Below are 13,287 nucleotides of genomic sequence, written 5' to 3'. Positions count from 1 at the left end.
GCCACCCCCCGGTTCAGTAGTACAGCGTCGTCCAGGTGAAGTTCTCCTGCGCGCCGCCCTCGCCGTCCTGGATCCACACCTCGAGCCGGATCTCATCGTTGCGGCTGGGCGTGTGCCAGAACCGGTCGAGCGCCGCACCCTGTCCCGTACCGCTTTGCGGGGTGCAGCCGTTGGCGCCGTTCATGTCCTCCGGGTAGCCGAGGATCCTCCCCCGGGTCACGTTGACGGCCAGCGCCACGGCCCGCCTGCCGTCCGCCCGCGTGTCGCACACCTCGACCTGTCCGGAGTAGGTGTTCACGAACGCCCTCGCGCCTGTGGTGTACAACGGGTTCTCCGCCGCGTGGGCCGGTGCGGCGACGAGCCCGAGCAGCAGCGCCGCACTGGCGGGCACGGCTCCGAGCAGCAGTTTTCGCATGTGCTTGTCCCCCTGTGATCCGCTGCCGGAGACCCCTCGCCTCCGGCGGTCCTCAGCTTCGCCCTCGCGCTTGGGAGAAAGCTGGGGCGGATCTGGGATCGCCGCCGTGGCTCCGGGGGGGTCAGGTGTCGAGCGTGCCGGGAGGGTCGCCGAGCAGGGCGGCGACGCGGTCGGCGTCGGCGGTCCGGTGTTGGGCCAGGAACAGCGAGACGGCGCGGCGGCGGGCGGCGGTGGCCTGGTCGTGGCGGTTGGCGGCGGCGTGGCTGTCGGCCAGGCGTTCCAGGGTGTCGGCGTAGTCGTAGGTGGACCCGACCTCCTGGAAGTCGGCGAGCGCCTGCTCGTAGTGGGCCACGGCTTCGTCGTGGTCGCCCGCCAGGTGGGCGATGTAGCCGAGGCTGTCCAGGGTGCGCCCGCGGGCGTCGAGGTCGCCGTGGCGGCGGGCCAGGTCGAGCGCCGCCGTGCAGTGCGCCCGCGCCAGCGGCAGGTCGTGCAGCTTCGCGGCGTACCACCCGGCCTGGTTGAGGGCGTGCGCCTCGCGCATCTCGACGCCGAGCGTGCGCAGCATCGCCAACGCCCGCGTGGCGTGGTCCAGCGCGGCCGCGTCGTCGCCCCGTTGCTCCTGCACCCACGCCAGGGCCTGGTGCGCGTTGGCCTGTCCGGACAGGTCGCCCGACGCGCCACCGAGCGCCAACGCCCGGTCGAGGTGGCCGGACGCCTCGACGAGGTCGACACCGCGGCGGGCAAGTGCGGCGCCCAGCCTCCAGGACGCCAACGCCCGCGCGTCGGGATCGCCCGTGCGGTCGGCGGCGGCCATCGCCGCCCGCCACACGGCCACCTGGTCGTCGACGAGGCCCTGGCGCCGCTGGAACGTGTCCAGCGACCACGCCAACTGCCACACGACCCGGTCCCACCCGCGCCGCGCGGCCAGTTCCTGGGCCGCGATCAGGCACGCGTACTCCGATGCCAACCACGCCAACGCGCTCGACTCGTCGGGGAACACGCCGTCGGCGGGCACCGGCTCACCCAGCGCGGGAGGGTGCTCGTACGGGTAGAGCACGCCCTCGGCGGCCCGTCCGACACGGGCGTAGTGCAGTACGACCCTCCGCAACGCCTCCTCCTGGTCCGCGCGGTCACGTGCCCGTTCGGCGGCGTAGAGCCGGACCAGGTCGTGCATCCGGTAGCGGCCCGGCACGTGCTGTCGCAGCAGGTGCCAGGTCTCCAGGTGCGCCAGCAGCCGCCGCGCCGCCGGCGGCTGCTGGTCCAGCAGCTCGGCCGCGGCCCGCAGGGAGATGTCCGGACCGGGCGCGACCCCCAGCACCGCGAACGCCCGCGCGACCGGCGGCGGCAGCACCCGGTAGGACGACGTGAACACCGCGTGCAGGCTCATGCTCAGCTCGGTGTCGCCCGCGTGGGCCAAGCCGTCGGCCTCGCGCAGCTCCGCGACCAGCGCGCCGAGGGGGAAGTCCGGGTACGCGGCGGCGTGCGCGCCGACGATGGCCACGGCCAGCGGCAGCCCCGCGCACCACTCCAGCAGCGCGTCGACGGCGTCGGGCGCCTCGTGCACCCGCTGCGCGCCGACGTGACCGGCCAACAGCTCCCGCCCCTCCGCGTCGGGCAGCACGTCCAGCTCCAGCGTCGGCACACCGTGCGCGGCGGCCAGGCCGGTGAGGCGGTGCCGGCTGGTGACCAGCACGGTGCAGGTGCCGCTGCCCGGCAGCAGCGGGAGCACCTGGTCGGTGTCGCGAGCGTTGTCCAGGACCACCAGCAACCGACGCCCCGCCACGACGCTGCGGTACAGCGCCGCCTGCGCCTCCACCTCGGCCGGGACGGACGCCGGCGGCACGCCCAACGCGCCGAGGAACCGGCCCATCACCACTGCGGGGGACGCCGGAGGCCCGACCGGGTCGAAGCCGCGCAGGTCCGCGTACAACTGCCCGTCGGGGAACCGGTCGACGGCGCGGTGCGCCCAGTGCAGGGCCAACGCCGTCTTGCCCGTCCCGGCCGGCCCCACCACCGCCAGCACCGGCGACGCGCCACCGGACGGGACCAACGCCTTGTCGATCCGGGCGAGCTGGTCCGCCCGCCCCACGAACAGCCTCGGCGCCGCCGGCAGCTCGTGCGGCGTCGGCACGGCCTCCCGCCGCTCCTCCTCCCGGACCGTCGGCTCGCCCGCGAGCACCCGCTGGTGCGCCTCGCGCAGCTCCGGCCCCGGGTCCGCGCCCAGCTCCTCGGCCAACCGCCGACGGACCACCTGGTAGTGGTGCAGCGCGTCGGCCTGCCGACCCGACCGGTGCAGCGCCACGACCACCTGGGCGGCCAGCTTTTCGTCCAGCGGGTTCTCCTCGGCCAGCGCGGTCAGCTCCGCCATCACCTCGGCGTGCCGCCCGAGGCGCAACGCGAGGTCGTTGCGGTGCAGCACGGCCTGCCAACGCTCCTGCTCCAGCGTGCGGCGCACCGCCTCCGCCCACTCGCCCCGCAGCCCGCCCAGCGCCGGACCGCGCCACAGCCCGAGCGCCCCGCCCACCGAGGCCAGCGCCGCCCGGTCCTCCTCGCCCCGCGCCCGCCGGAGCAAACCGCGGAAGCGGTGCAGGTCCACCGCGTCCTCGTCCACCGGCAGCAGGTAGCCGGCCTGCGTGCGGTCGATCGCGACGCCGGGCACGTCCGCGAACGCCTGCCGCAGGCGGTACACGTACCCGTACAGCGTGTTCCGCGCTTGCCGGGGCGGCCGGTCGCCCCACACCCGGTCCACCAGCACGTCCAGGCTCTGCTGCCGGTTGGGTTCCACCAGCAGGGCCGCCAGCACGCACCGCTGTCGCGCGTGGCCCAGGTCGACCTCGACCCCGTCCACCCGCGCGCGGACCTCACCGAGCAGCAGGAACTCGACCAACATCCGCACCCCCTGTCACAGGGTGTATCGGTCCGGGCACGCACGGACAAGAAGAACTCGAGAACTTCCCCAGATCGCCGCAGGACAATGCGCCGCCCGCGCACAGGTTTCCCGGCCGTCCTGGAGCTGAGCGCGCTGGGCCCCGCCCGCGCACACGACGCGCGGCCGTCCTGAGGCTCAGCGCGCGGGGTCAGGAGTACGCCGCCCGCGCGCGTACGACTCCCGGCCGTTCTGGAGCGGTCGACCGGGTCAGGGCATGCGCCGCCCGCGACTCCCGGCTTAGCCGGCGTCCGTCCCGGAGCGCTCGGCCGGCGGGGTCAGCGGCAGGTGGACGCGGAAGCGGGTGTCGCCCGGTTCGGACTCCACCCGGATGTCGCCGTGGTGGCGTTCGACCACGATCCGCCACGAGATGTCCAAGCCCAGGCCGGTGCCCTCGCCCACCGCCTTGGTGGTGAAGAACGGCTCGAAGATCCGGCCCTTCACGTCCGGCGGGATGCCCGTGCCGGTGTCGCCGACCTCCACCACGAGGTCGTCGCCGACGCGGGACGTGCGCACGGTCAGCGTGCCGCGGCCCGCCATCGCCGCCACCGCGTTGTCGACCAGGTTCGTCCACACCTGGTTCAGCTCGGCCGGGTAGGCGGGCAGCGGCGGCAGGGAGCGGTCGAAGTCCTTGACCACGCGCACGCCGTCGCCCAGCTTGCCGCCGAGCATCACCAGCGTGGAGTCCAGCAGCTCGTGCACGTCCACGACCTGGAACGGCGCCCGGTCGACCTGGGAGTACTGCCTGGCCGCGCCGACCAGCGCGGACACCCTGGTGGTGGCGTCCTCGATCTCGTTCATCAACGTCTCGGTCTCGACCGTGTAGGCCAGCCAGCGCACCGCGGCCTCGGTGGCGGTCTGCGGGCACAGCGCCGCCGCCCGGTCCAGCCACGCCACGTCGAGCCCGCCCGCGACCAGCACCGGCGCCAGGTCCCAGCCGCCGGCCACGCCGTGCGCGTCCAGCCAGTCGGCGACCTCGTCCTCCAGGTCGGCGGTCTCCATCGGGCCGAGCTTCGGCGCCTTCGCGACCTGCTCGACCGCGCTCTCCTGCAACCGCACCAGCACCGGCAGCGTGGCCGGGTCCAGCGAGCCGCTCGCCAGCAGCGCGAGCTTGTGCCGCATCCCGGCGACCCGTTCCCGCAACGCGCCGGTGGCCCGCACCGCGGCGGCGGCCGGGTTGTTCAACTCGTGGGTCAGCCCGGCCGACAGCGAGCCCAGCGCGAGCAGCCGTTCCCGCTGGCTCACGATCCGCTCGGTGTTGCGCATGCCGAAGAACAGGCCCTCCAGCAGGTGGATCGCCATCGGGAACCACGAGCGGAACATCGCGCCGAAGTCGTGCGCCGGCAGCTGGTACAGCCGCACGTCGGTCACCGCGTCGGCGGTCATCTGGTAGACCGTCCTGGCCTCGACGTCCGAGCCCAGGTACGCCTGCGTGGCTCCGAAGTACGCGCCCCGGTGGTCGGTGCGGTTGGTCTCCACGCGATGGCCGCCGATCACCCGGCTCAACGCCACCGTGCCGTCCAGCAGCACGTAGAAGCAGGTCGCGGGCTGCCCCTCGCGCAGCACCCGGGTGCCCGCGGCGTGGGTCTCCACCCGGCCGTGCGCGACGAGCCAGGCGAGCTGCTCCTCGGACAGGTGCTCGAACAGGAACAGCCGGCGCAGGTCGTCCACCGTCAGGTTCTCCGTCACGACTTCTCCAGGTAGCGGTGGACCAGGGACACGGCCATCGCGCCGTCGCCGACCGCCGAGGCGACCCGCTTGACCGAGTCCGCGCGCACGTCGCCGGCCACGAACACGCCCGGCAGGCTGGTCTCCAGGTGGTAGGGCGGCCGGTCGTGGTCCCAGCCCGCCGGCGGGCGGCCGTCGACCACCAGGTCCGGCCCGGCGAGCACGAACCCGCGCTCGTCGCGGGCCAGCGTGCCCGCGAGCCAGTCGGTGTGCGGCGCCGCCCCGATGAACGCGAACAGCCAGGACGTCGGCACGGTCGTCGTCTCGCCGGTCTTGTTGTGGCGCAGCGTCACGGACTCCAGGTGCTGCTCGCCCGTGCCACCGACGACCTCGGTGCACGTGAGCACCTCGATGTTGTCCACCCGGGCGAGCTGTTCGACCAGGTAGTGCGACATCGACCGGGCCAGGGAGTCGCCGCGCACCACCAGCACGACGCGGCGGGCGTGCGCGGCGAAGTACAGCGCCGCCTGGCCCGCCGAGTTCGCGCCGCCGACCAGGTAGACGTCCTGCCCCGCGCAGCCGGGCCCCTCGGTGGTGGCCGCGCCGTAGAACACGCCCCGGCCGGTCAGCGCGCCCAAGCCGGGCGCGTCGAGCCGGCGGTAGGACACGCCGGTGGCCAGGATGACGGTGTGCGCGGCCAGCTCGGTGCCGTCGTCCAGCCGCACGACCCGCGCCGCGCCCCGCGCCTCCAGCGCCACCACGTCGCACGCGGTCAGCACCTCGACGTCGAACTTCACCGCCTGCCGCCGCGCCCGGTCGGTCAGCTGCTCGCCGGACACGCCGTCGGGGAAGCCCAGGTAGTTCTCGATCCGGCTGCTCGTGCCCGCCTGGCCGCCGGTGGCCCGGCGCTCGACCAGCACCGTGCGCAGGCCCTCCGACCCGCCGTAGACGGCCGCGCCCAGGCCCGCCGGACCGCCGCCGACCACGATCAGGTCGTAGAAGTCGGCGGACGGCCGCGTGGTCAGGCCGACCCGCGCGGCCAGCTCCGCGTCCGACGGCTCGACCAGCGGCTCGCCGTCCGGGGTGATCACCACCGGCAGCCGGGCGCCGTCCTCGCCGCACGCGGTGAGCAGCCGGCCCGCCTCGGTGTCGCCGTCGTCCAGGGCGTGCCAGCGGAACGGCACCGAATTGCGGGCCAGGAAGTCGCGGACCTCGTAGGACCGCGACGACCAGCGGTGCCCCACGACCCTGACCTGCCGCACCGGGCCGCGGTCGGCCGCCGCCCACGCGCTCAGCAGGTCGTCCAGCACCGGGTACAGCTTCTCCTCCGGCGGGTCCCACGGCTTGAGCAGGTAGTGGTCGAGGTCCACGACGTTGATCGCGCGGATCGCCGCGTCGGTGTCGGCGTAGGCGGTGAGCAGCACCCGGCGCGCCACGGGGAACAGGTCCATCGCGGCTTCCAGGAACTCGATGCCGCTCATGCCCGGCATCCGGTAGTCGGCCAGCAGCACGGCGACCTCCTCGCCGCGCAGCTTGATCTCGCGGAGCGCGTCGAGCGCCTGTGCGCCCGACTCGGCCCGCACGATCCGGTAGGACTCGCCGTACTTGCGGCGCAGGTCGCGCGCCACGGACCGGGACACGCCCGGGTCGTCGTCCACGGTCAGGATCGACGGCCTGGCGACCTGAGGTGTCGTCATGTCCACATTGAACCAGCGGTCCGGGGCCGCCCTCCCGAGGTGCGCCGATGCCGGGACCGGGCGCTCACGTCCGGACCGGAACGGGGCCGCGGGGGCCGCGAGAACCGGTCGCCCGCGCCCTTGACGAGGGCACGGCGGGTGAAGTTCGCTGTGGGAGAGCGCTCTCCGAAGTTCCCCGACAGTCCCTCGACGGTCCGCGGCCGGCGGCACACCGGCCGCGGCTCCCCCCTGCCTGGAGTCGCCCCATGCCCGAAGCGCTCGCCCGGCAACGCCGCCGGGCCCTGCCCCTGCTCGCCGTCCTCGCCGCCCTGGTGGCGGGGCAGCTCGCCGCCACCGCGCCCGACGCGCGGGCGGCCGGAGTCCTGCTGTCGCAGGGCAAACCGACCACCGCCTCCTCCGTCGAGAACGCGGGCACCCCCGCGTCCGCCGCCACCGACGGCAACGCGGGCACCCGCTGGTCCAGCGCGTTCACCGACCCGCAGTGGGTGAGCGTGGACCTCGGCGCGACCGCGGCGCTCGACCGCGTGGTGCTGACCTGGGAGGCCGCGTACGCGACCGCGTTCCAGCTCCAGACCTCCACCGACGGCGTCACGTGGAGCACGATCCACACCGCGACCGCCGCCACCGGCGGGACCCAGGACATCGCCGTCACGGGCACCGGTCGGCACGTGCGGGTGTACGGCACGGCCCGCGCCACCGGCTACGGCTACTCGCTGTGGGAGTTCCAGGTCTACGGCACCACCGGCGGCCCCAACCCGTCCGGCACGCCGATCTCGCAGTACAAGCAGGTCACGGCCTCCACGTGGGAGGGCGGCAACGCGCCCGCCGCGGCGCTGGACGGCCGCACCACCACCCGCTGGTCCAGCCAGTTCGCCGACGACCAGTGGCTGCGGGTGGACTTCGGCGGCGTCGCGACGGTCAACCAGGTCGTGCTGAACTGGGAGGGCGCGTACGCCAAGGGCTACCGGATCGAGCTGTCGAACGACGCGGTGAGCTGGACGCAGGTCTACGCGACCACCACCGGCGCGGGCGGCACGGAACGCCTCGCCGTCAGCGGCACGGGTCGTTACCTGCGGTTGTTCGCCACCGCGCGGGCCACGGGCTACGGCGTGTCGCTGTGGGAACTCCAGGTGTTCGGCACGGTGGACACCTCGGCGAGCACCCCGCCGATGTTGTCGCCGCCGACGAAGGCCCCCGCCGTGACCGGCCGGTTCGCGCTGTCCGCGCCCGCCGACAACGCGATGGTCACCACCACCCGCCGGCCGGTGTTCTCGTGGGCGGCGGTGCCGGGTGCGGTGCGCTACCAGGTGTGGCTGAACATCAGCCGCACGGACTACGACTTCACCGCATCGGGCAACCTGATCGACCTCTACACCAAGGTCGCGGAACCGACGGGCACGAGCTACACGCCGTCGTGGGACATCACCGACCGGTGGACGTACAAGTGGTTCGTGGTGGCGGTGGACGGCGCGGGGGCCACGAGCGCGTCGAACATCCGCACGTTCAGCCTGTACCTGCCGACGGTGACGACCGTGGCGGACGGCGTGCGGGTGGTGAACGGCAGCCGTGACCTGAACAAGAACGGCACGATCGAGCCGTACGAGGACTGGCGGCAGCCCGTGGAGACGCGGGTGAACGACCTGCTCGGTCGGATGACGATCGAGGAGAAGGCGTACCAGATGTTCTACAACGCCCAGGCGTTCCCCCGGTCGGGGTGGCACTTCGGGCCGGCGGAGGCACAGGACCTGCACGCGGCGTTGCTGGGGTCGAGCGGGACGCGGCTCGGCATCCCGTTCGTGTCGGCGGGTGACACGATCGCCGGGTACAAGACGACGTTCCCGTTGCAGAGCGCGTTGGCGGCGGCGAAGAACTACCCGCTGGACTACAAGCTCGGCGACATGCAGCGGCGCGAGCAGCTGGAGGTCGGCACGCGCGGTGTGCTCGGGCCGTTGGCCGAGGTGGGCACGAAGGTGCTGTACCCGCGCATCCAGGAGGGCAACGGCGAGAGCTCGGAGGTCGCGTCGGCCCAGGTGCGCGCGCTGGTGGCCGGGTTGCAGGGCGGGCCGGAGCTGAACCCGGCGTCGGTGCTGGCGACGGTGAAGCACTGGCCGGGCGAGGGCGCGGGCGGCGAGGCGCTGATCGTGTTCGACAACGTGACGATCAAGTACCACGTCGCGCCGTTCCGGGCCGCGATGGAGGCGGGCGCGGTCAACATCATGCCGGGGTACGCGGGCAGCTCGCTGCTCGACCCGGGCGGGCCGGGCGCGGGCGACAGCGCGAAGATCCTCGCGTACCTGCGGCAGAACCTCGGCTACACCGGCTTGATCACGACCGACTGGTTGCCGTCGGGCTCGTGGGTCGGCGCGGCGAACGCCGGGTCGGACGTGATGGGCGGGGCGGACCCCGGTGCGCCCGGGTTCACCATCGCCGGGTTCACCTCGGCGGTGCCCGCGGCGCGGATCGACGACGCGGTGCGGCGCGTGCTGCGGCTGAAGTTCAAGCTCGGGATCTTCGAGAACCCGTACGGCGACCCGGTCAACGGCCCGTACCGGTTCCACAAGCCGGAGTACGCGGCGCTGGCGAACCAGGCGTCGCGCGAGGCGATGACGTTGTTGAAGAACACCAACGGCGTGCTGCCCGTGCGGCTGAACCGGGGCGACAACATCGTGGTGGCCGGGCCGCGGGCCGACGACACCGCCGCGTGCTGCATCTGGACCAGCTACTTCCACCAGGAGTACGGGTCGCAGACGATGCTGGAGGCGATCCGCGCCCGTGCCGCGCAGGCGGGGGTGAACGTGCACAAGGACACGGGGCCGTCGCCGAAGCTCGCGATCGTGGCGGTCGGCGAGACGTCGTACACGCACGCGACGAGCTGGCCGAAGGAGCAGCCGTACCTGCCGCCGGACCAGCTGGCGCTGATCCAGGACTTCCACCGCCAGGGCATCCCGGTGGTCGTGGCCCTGGTGCTGCCGCGGCCGTACGTGATCACGGAGTGGCACGACCTGGCGAGCGCGATCGTGGTGACGTACCGCGGCGGTGAGGAGATGGGTCCGGCCCTGGCCTCGCTCCTGTTCGGCGACTACACGCCGACCGGCAGGCTGCCGTGGCAACTGCCGCGTGCCCTGTCCGACGTCCTGCGTCCGGGCGGCACGGACGTCCCGGCCGACGCCGTGGAGCACTGGGACCTGCCCTACGACCTCGGCGCGACCGCCGCCCAACGTGCCGAGATCCGCGCCCGCATCGACGCGGGCCAACCGGTCCCCACCACCTACGGCAACCCCCTCTACCCCTACAACTACGGCCGCACCACCTTCTGACCCGCGCGAGTCCTACGTTCGCGTCACGCGTGTCCTACGTTCGGAACACCCGAGTTGAGCATTCGGAACAAGGCCGGTCGTCCTGAATGTTCAACTCGGGGTACGCGAACGTAGGACACACGCGTTCCCAACGTAGGACACGCGCGTTCCGGACGTAGGACACGCGCGTTCTGGACGTAGGACTCACGTGGTCAGGGTGGTGATTCGGGTGCGCAGGGTGGTTTCCAGGTCGCGCAGTTCGCGGGCCGGTGCGCCCAGGCCCGTCATCGCCAGGCGGCGGCGTTCCAGGCGTTCCGAGCGGTAACGGGGGAACGCGAGCTTCAGCGCGCAGTCCAGCATGCCCAGGTGGTAGCGCAGCAGTTCCACGACCCGCTGCGGCGGCGGGGGGCGGTCGGTCTGCCACACGAGGTCCGCCGCCCAGCCGGTCAGCCGCCCGTACTGGCCCGCCACGGCACGCCCGGTGCGCGCGATCTCCCACGACGTGTCGCCGGGCTGCGCGCAGCTCACGATCACCGCCTCGGCCCTGGCCTGCAACGCCACGGCCTGCACCACGACCTCCAGCAACGCGCCCAGCCGCACGAGTTCGGCCGTGGCCGGGTCGAGCATCACGCTCGTCGGCACGGCACGGCGGTGTGCCCGGCGCGGGAGGATGCGCACCCGTCCACGGTACCGCGCCACCCCGCCCCGACACCCGCGCCGAACCCACCGTAACGGTCAAGACGGACGGCCGGCGGGCGGCGGCGGGCTGCTGCCCGGCGCGACCAGCCCGCTGTGGTACGCCGCCGCGATCGCCTGCGCCCGGTCCCGCAGCCCGAGCTTCATCAGGATCCGGCCCAGGTGCGTCTTCACCGTCGCCTCGCCCACCACGAGGTGCGCGGCGATCTCCGGGTTCGACAACCCGTGCGCGACGAGCACCAGCACCTCCCGCTCCCGCGCGGTCAGCTCCCCCATCTCCGCCGACGTCGGCATCTGGTTGCGGGGCCGGGCGGCGAACTCGCGGATCAGTCCTTTCGCGACGGTCGGGTCCAGCCACGCCTCGCCGGACGCCACCGTGCGCACCGCGTCGACCAGCTCCCTCGGCACCGCGTCCTTGAGCAGGAACCCCGACGCGCCCGCCCGCAGCGCCGCGTACACGGCTTCGTCCACGTGGTACGTCGTCAGAATGATGATCTTGGTGGCGTGGTCCTCCCCCGCCGGGTCGGCGTCGATGATCCGCCGCGTGGCCTCCACCCCGTCCACGCCGGGCATCCGCACGTCCATCAGCACCACGTCGGGGTGCAGCTCGACGGCCCGCGCCACCGCGCCGGCCCCCTCGTCGGCCTCGGCCACGACCTCGATGTCGGGCTCGGCGTCGAGCAGCATCGCGAGCCCCGCCCGCACCAGTGGCTGGTCGTCCACCAGCATCACCCGGATCACCGGGGTTCGCGGACGGTCTCGTCCGCCACCGGGCCGACGACCGGCAGCACGGCCGTCACCCGGAACCCGCCCGCCGCCTGCGGCACCGCCGCCAACCTCCCCCCGACGATCCCCAGCCGCTCCCGCAGCCCCACGAGCCCCTGGTGGGTCGACAGCGCGCGCTCCGGCCGCCGCCCCCGCCCGTTGTCCGCGACCTCCACGACCAACTCCTCCGCCTCCCACCGCAGCCGCACGTCCACCTCCGCGCCCGGACCGACGTGCTTCGTCACGTTCGTCAACGCCTCCTGCACCACGCGGTACGCGGCGAGGTCCACGCTCGCCGCCAGCCGGCGCGGCTCGCCCTCCACCCGCGTGTGCACCCGCACGCCCGCCGCCGAGATCGTGCCGACCAGGTGCCGCACGTCGGCCAGGCCGGGTTGGGGGCGGCCGGTCACGCCGTCCGCCGTCCCGTCGTCGTCGCTGAGCCGCAGCGCGGTCAGCATCCGGCGCAGCTCCCCCATCGCCTGCTCGCCGGCGTCCTCGATGTGGCCGAGCGCGTCGCGCACCCGCGCCGGGTCGCTGTCGAGCACCCGCCGCGCGCCCGCCGCCTGCAGCACCATCACGGTCACCGAGTGCGCCACGATGTCGTGCAGCTCGCGGGCGATCCGGGTGCGCTCCCCCAGCACCGCCTCGTGCGCCTCGACACGGCGGCGGAACTCCAGGTCGTCGGCGTGCTGCCGGCTCAGCCTGGCCCACCGCCCGCCCGCCCAGACGCAGCCGTAGAGCATCAGGTTGAACACCAGCGTGGCGTACATCGCCACCACGGCCTCGTCGTGCGTCCGCGACCGGGCCTCCAGCAGCGCGGACGTCAACGCGGGCACCGCGCACGCGAACAGCGCGACGATCGCGACCCGGCTCGGCCGGTGCAGCGCGACGGTGAACAGCGCGACGCACGGCGTCGCCGTCGGCGTGAAGTCCATCCCGCTCACCGGGGCGGCGAGCACCGCGCACGCCCACACCACGCCGAACACCGGCACCGGGTACCGGCGGCGGACGCACAGGGCCAGGAAGCCGGTCAGGGTGACGACGATGGCCGGCAGGTGGTTCACGCCGGCGGACTTCTCGTTGCTGATCGTGGAGAACAGCATGAGGTCCAGCGCCGCGGTCGACGCCGCCAGCGCGACGTCGACCGCGACCTGCCGGGACAACCACCCGGTGCGCCTCCCGCTCATGACGTGGGGAGGATGCACGCCTTGATGACCGGGCACAGCGACGCCGGTCCGGGCGCCAACGAGTGCTCGTCGCGGCGGGGCGCGCGCTGCGCCTCCTCGACCGCGGCCGCCTGCCGCAGCAGGTCCGGCGTGATCGCGTCCCGCACGCCCGGCGACACCGCGTCGACGGCCTCCAGCGCCGCCCACAGGTCGCCGTCGTGCGCGCGCACGGCCTCGTCCAGGTCCGTGCCGCGGAACGGCCGCACCTGCGGCGCGTGCCGCGACGGGTTGCCCACCCGCAGCACGGCCAGCCGCTCGTCGCCGCCCTCGCGGGTGGCGGACAGCAGCACGCCCTCGACGGGCAGCCGCTCGATCCGCCGCCCCTCGTCGAGCGGCAGCGGCAGCAGGAGCAGGTCGAGCCCCCCGGTCGCCTCGGCCAGCTCCGCCGGCGCGGACGGCACCAGCACCTCGTCCGGCGCCACCAGCACCCCGGTGGCCAGGTGGCCCTCCCAGGGCTTCTCCTCGAATCCGTGTGCCTGGACCGACACCACCAGAGGCACGTTGGAACCCGTCACTTTTCCTCCCCCGTCCCGCGACCCCGCGTTCGACGCGCCGCCATTTCCCGAGCGGTCGCGAACAATGGGATCACCCCCTCTGC

At 73.9% G+C, this 13,287-nt stretch carries 9 protein-coding genes; 1 reads left to right on the top strand and 8 read right to left on the bottom strand.

Annotation, left to right across the window (positions count from 1 at the left end; translation table 11 throughout):
• Positions 1-13: 13 nt before the first annotated feature.
• The 4 genes from ACFXGA_RS06755 to ACFXGA_RS06740 form a co-directional block, all read right to left on the bottom strand.
• The gene (locus tag ACFXGA_RS06755; RefSeq protein WP_378084900.1) at positions 14-415 is read right to left on the bottom strand and encodes a hypothetical protein; all 402 of its coding nucleotides are present in this window, start codon (positions 413-415) and stop codon (positions 14-16) included.
• A gap of 121 nt (positions 416-536) precedes the next feature.
• Positions 537-3,305, bottom strand: coding sequence for a BTAD domain-containing putative transcriptional regulator (locus ACFXGA_RS06750; RefSeq protein ID WP_378084899.1), 2,769 nt, complete (start codon positions 3,303-3,305; stop codon positions 537-539).
• A gap of 276 nt (positions 3,306-3,581) precedes the next feature.
• The gene (locus ACFXGA_RS06745; protein WP_378084898.1) at positions 3,582-5,030 is read right to left on the bottom strand and encodes an ATP-binding protein; all 1,449 of its coding nucleotides are present in this window, start codon (positions 5,028-5,030) and stop codon (positions 3,582-3,584) included.
• Positions 5,027-6,706, bottom strand: coding sequence for an FAD-dependent oxidoreductase (locus ACFXGA_RS06740; RefSeq protein WP_378084897.1), 1,680 nt, complete (start codon positions 6,704-6,706; stop codon positions 5,027-5,029). Before ACFXGA_RS06740 ends, ACFXGA_RS06745 begins: the two co-directional genes overlap by 4 nt.
• A gap of 245 nt (positions 6,707-6,951) precedes the next feature.
• Between ACFXGA_RS06740 and ACFXGA_RS06735 the strand changes: the two genes are divergently transcribed.
• Positions 6,952-10,023 carry a discoidin domain-containing protein gene (locus tag ACFXGA_RS06735; protein WP_378084896.1) on the top strand — a complete coding sequence of 1,024 codons (3,072 nt, stop codon included), beginning with the start codon at positions 6,952-6,954 and terminating at the stop codon, positions 10,021-10,023.
• 183 nt (positions 10,024-10,206) lie between these two features.
• Here the strand turns inward: ACFXGA_RS06735 and ACFXGA_RS06730 are convergent, their stop codons facing one another.
• From ACFXGA_RS06730 to ACFXGA_RS06715, 4 genes are read right to left on the bottom strand one after another with little or no spacing between them, the layout of a single operon-like run.
• Entirely contained in the window at positions 10,207-10,680 is a 474-nt protein-coding gene (locus tag ACFXGA_RS06730) for a hypothetical protein (protein WP_378084895.1), read from the bottom strand.
• A gap of 57 nt (positions 10,681-10,737) precedes the next feature.
• Positions 10,738-11,439, bottom strand: a complete 702-nt coding sequence (locus ACFXGA_RS06725) for a response regulator (RefSeq protein ID WP_378084894.1) — start codon at positions 11,437-11,439, stop codon at positions 10,738-10,740.
• Positions 11,436-12,650 (bottom strand): sensor histidine kinase, encoded by a 1,215-nt coding sequence (locus ACFXGA_RS06720; protein WP_378084893.1) that lies wholly within the window; start codon positions 12,648-12,650, stop codon positions 11,436-11,438. The genes ACFXGA_RS06725 and ACFXGA_RS06720 overlap by 4 nt, the downstream gene beginning before the upstream one ends.
• Positions 12,647-13,204, bottom strand: coding sequence for a hypothetical protein (locus tag ACFXGA_RS06715; RefSeq protein WP_378084892.1), 558 nt, complete (start codon positions 13,202-13,204; stop codon positions 12,647-12,649). The genes ACFXGA_RS06720 and ACFXGA_RS06715 overlap by 4 nt, the downstream gene beginning before the upstream one ends.
• Positions 13,205-13,287: the final 83 nt, after the last annotated feature.

Origin of the sequence: Actinosynnema sp. NPDC059335 (genome assembly GCF_042752395.1) — a bacterium.
GTDB lineage: Bacteria > Actinomycetota > Actinomycetes > Mycobacteriales > Pseudonocardiaceae > Actinosynnema.
The sequence above is the reverse complement of the archived record's forward strand: the minus strand, read 5'-3'. Positions and strand labels throughout refer to the sequence as shown.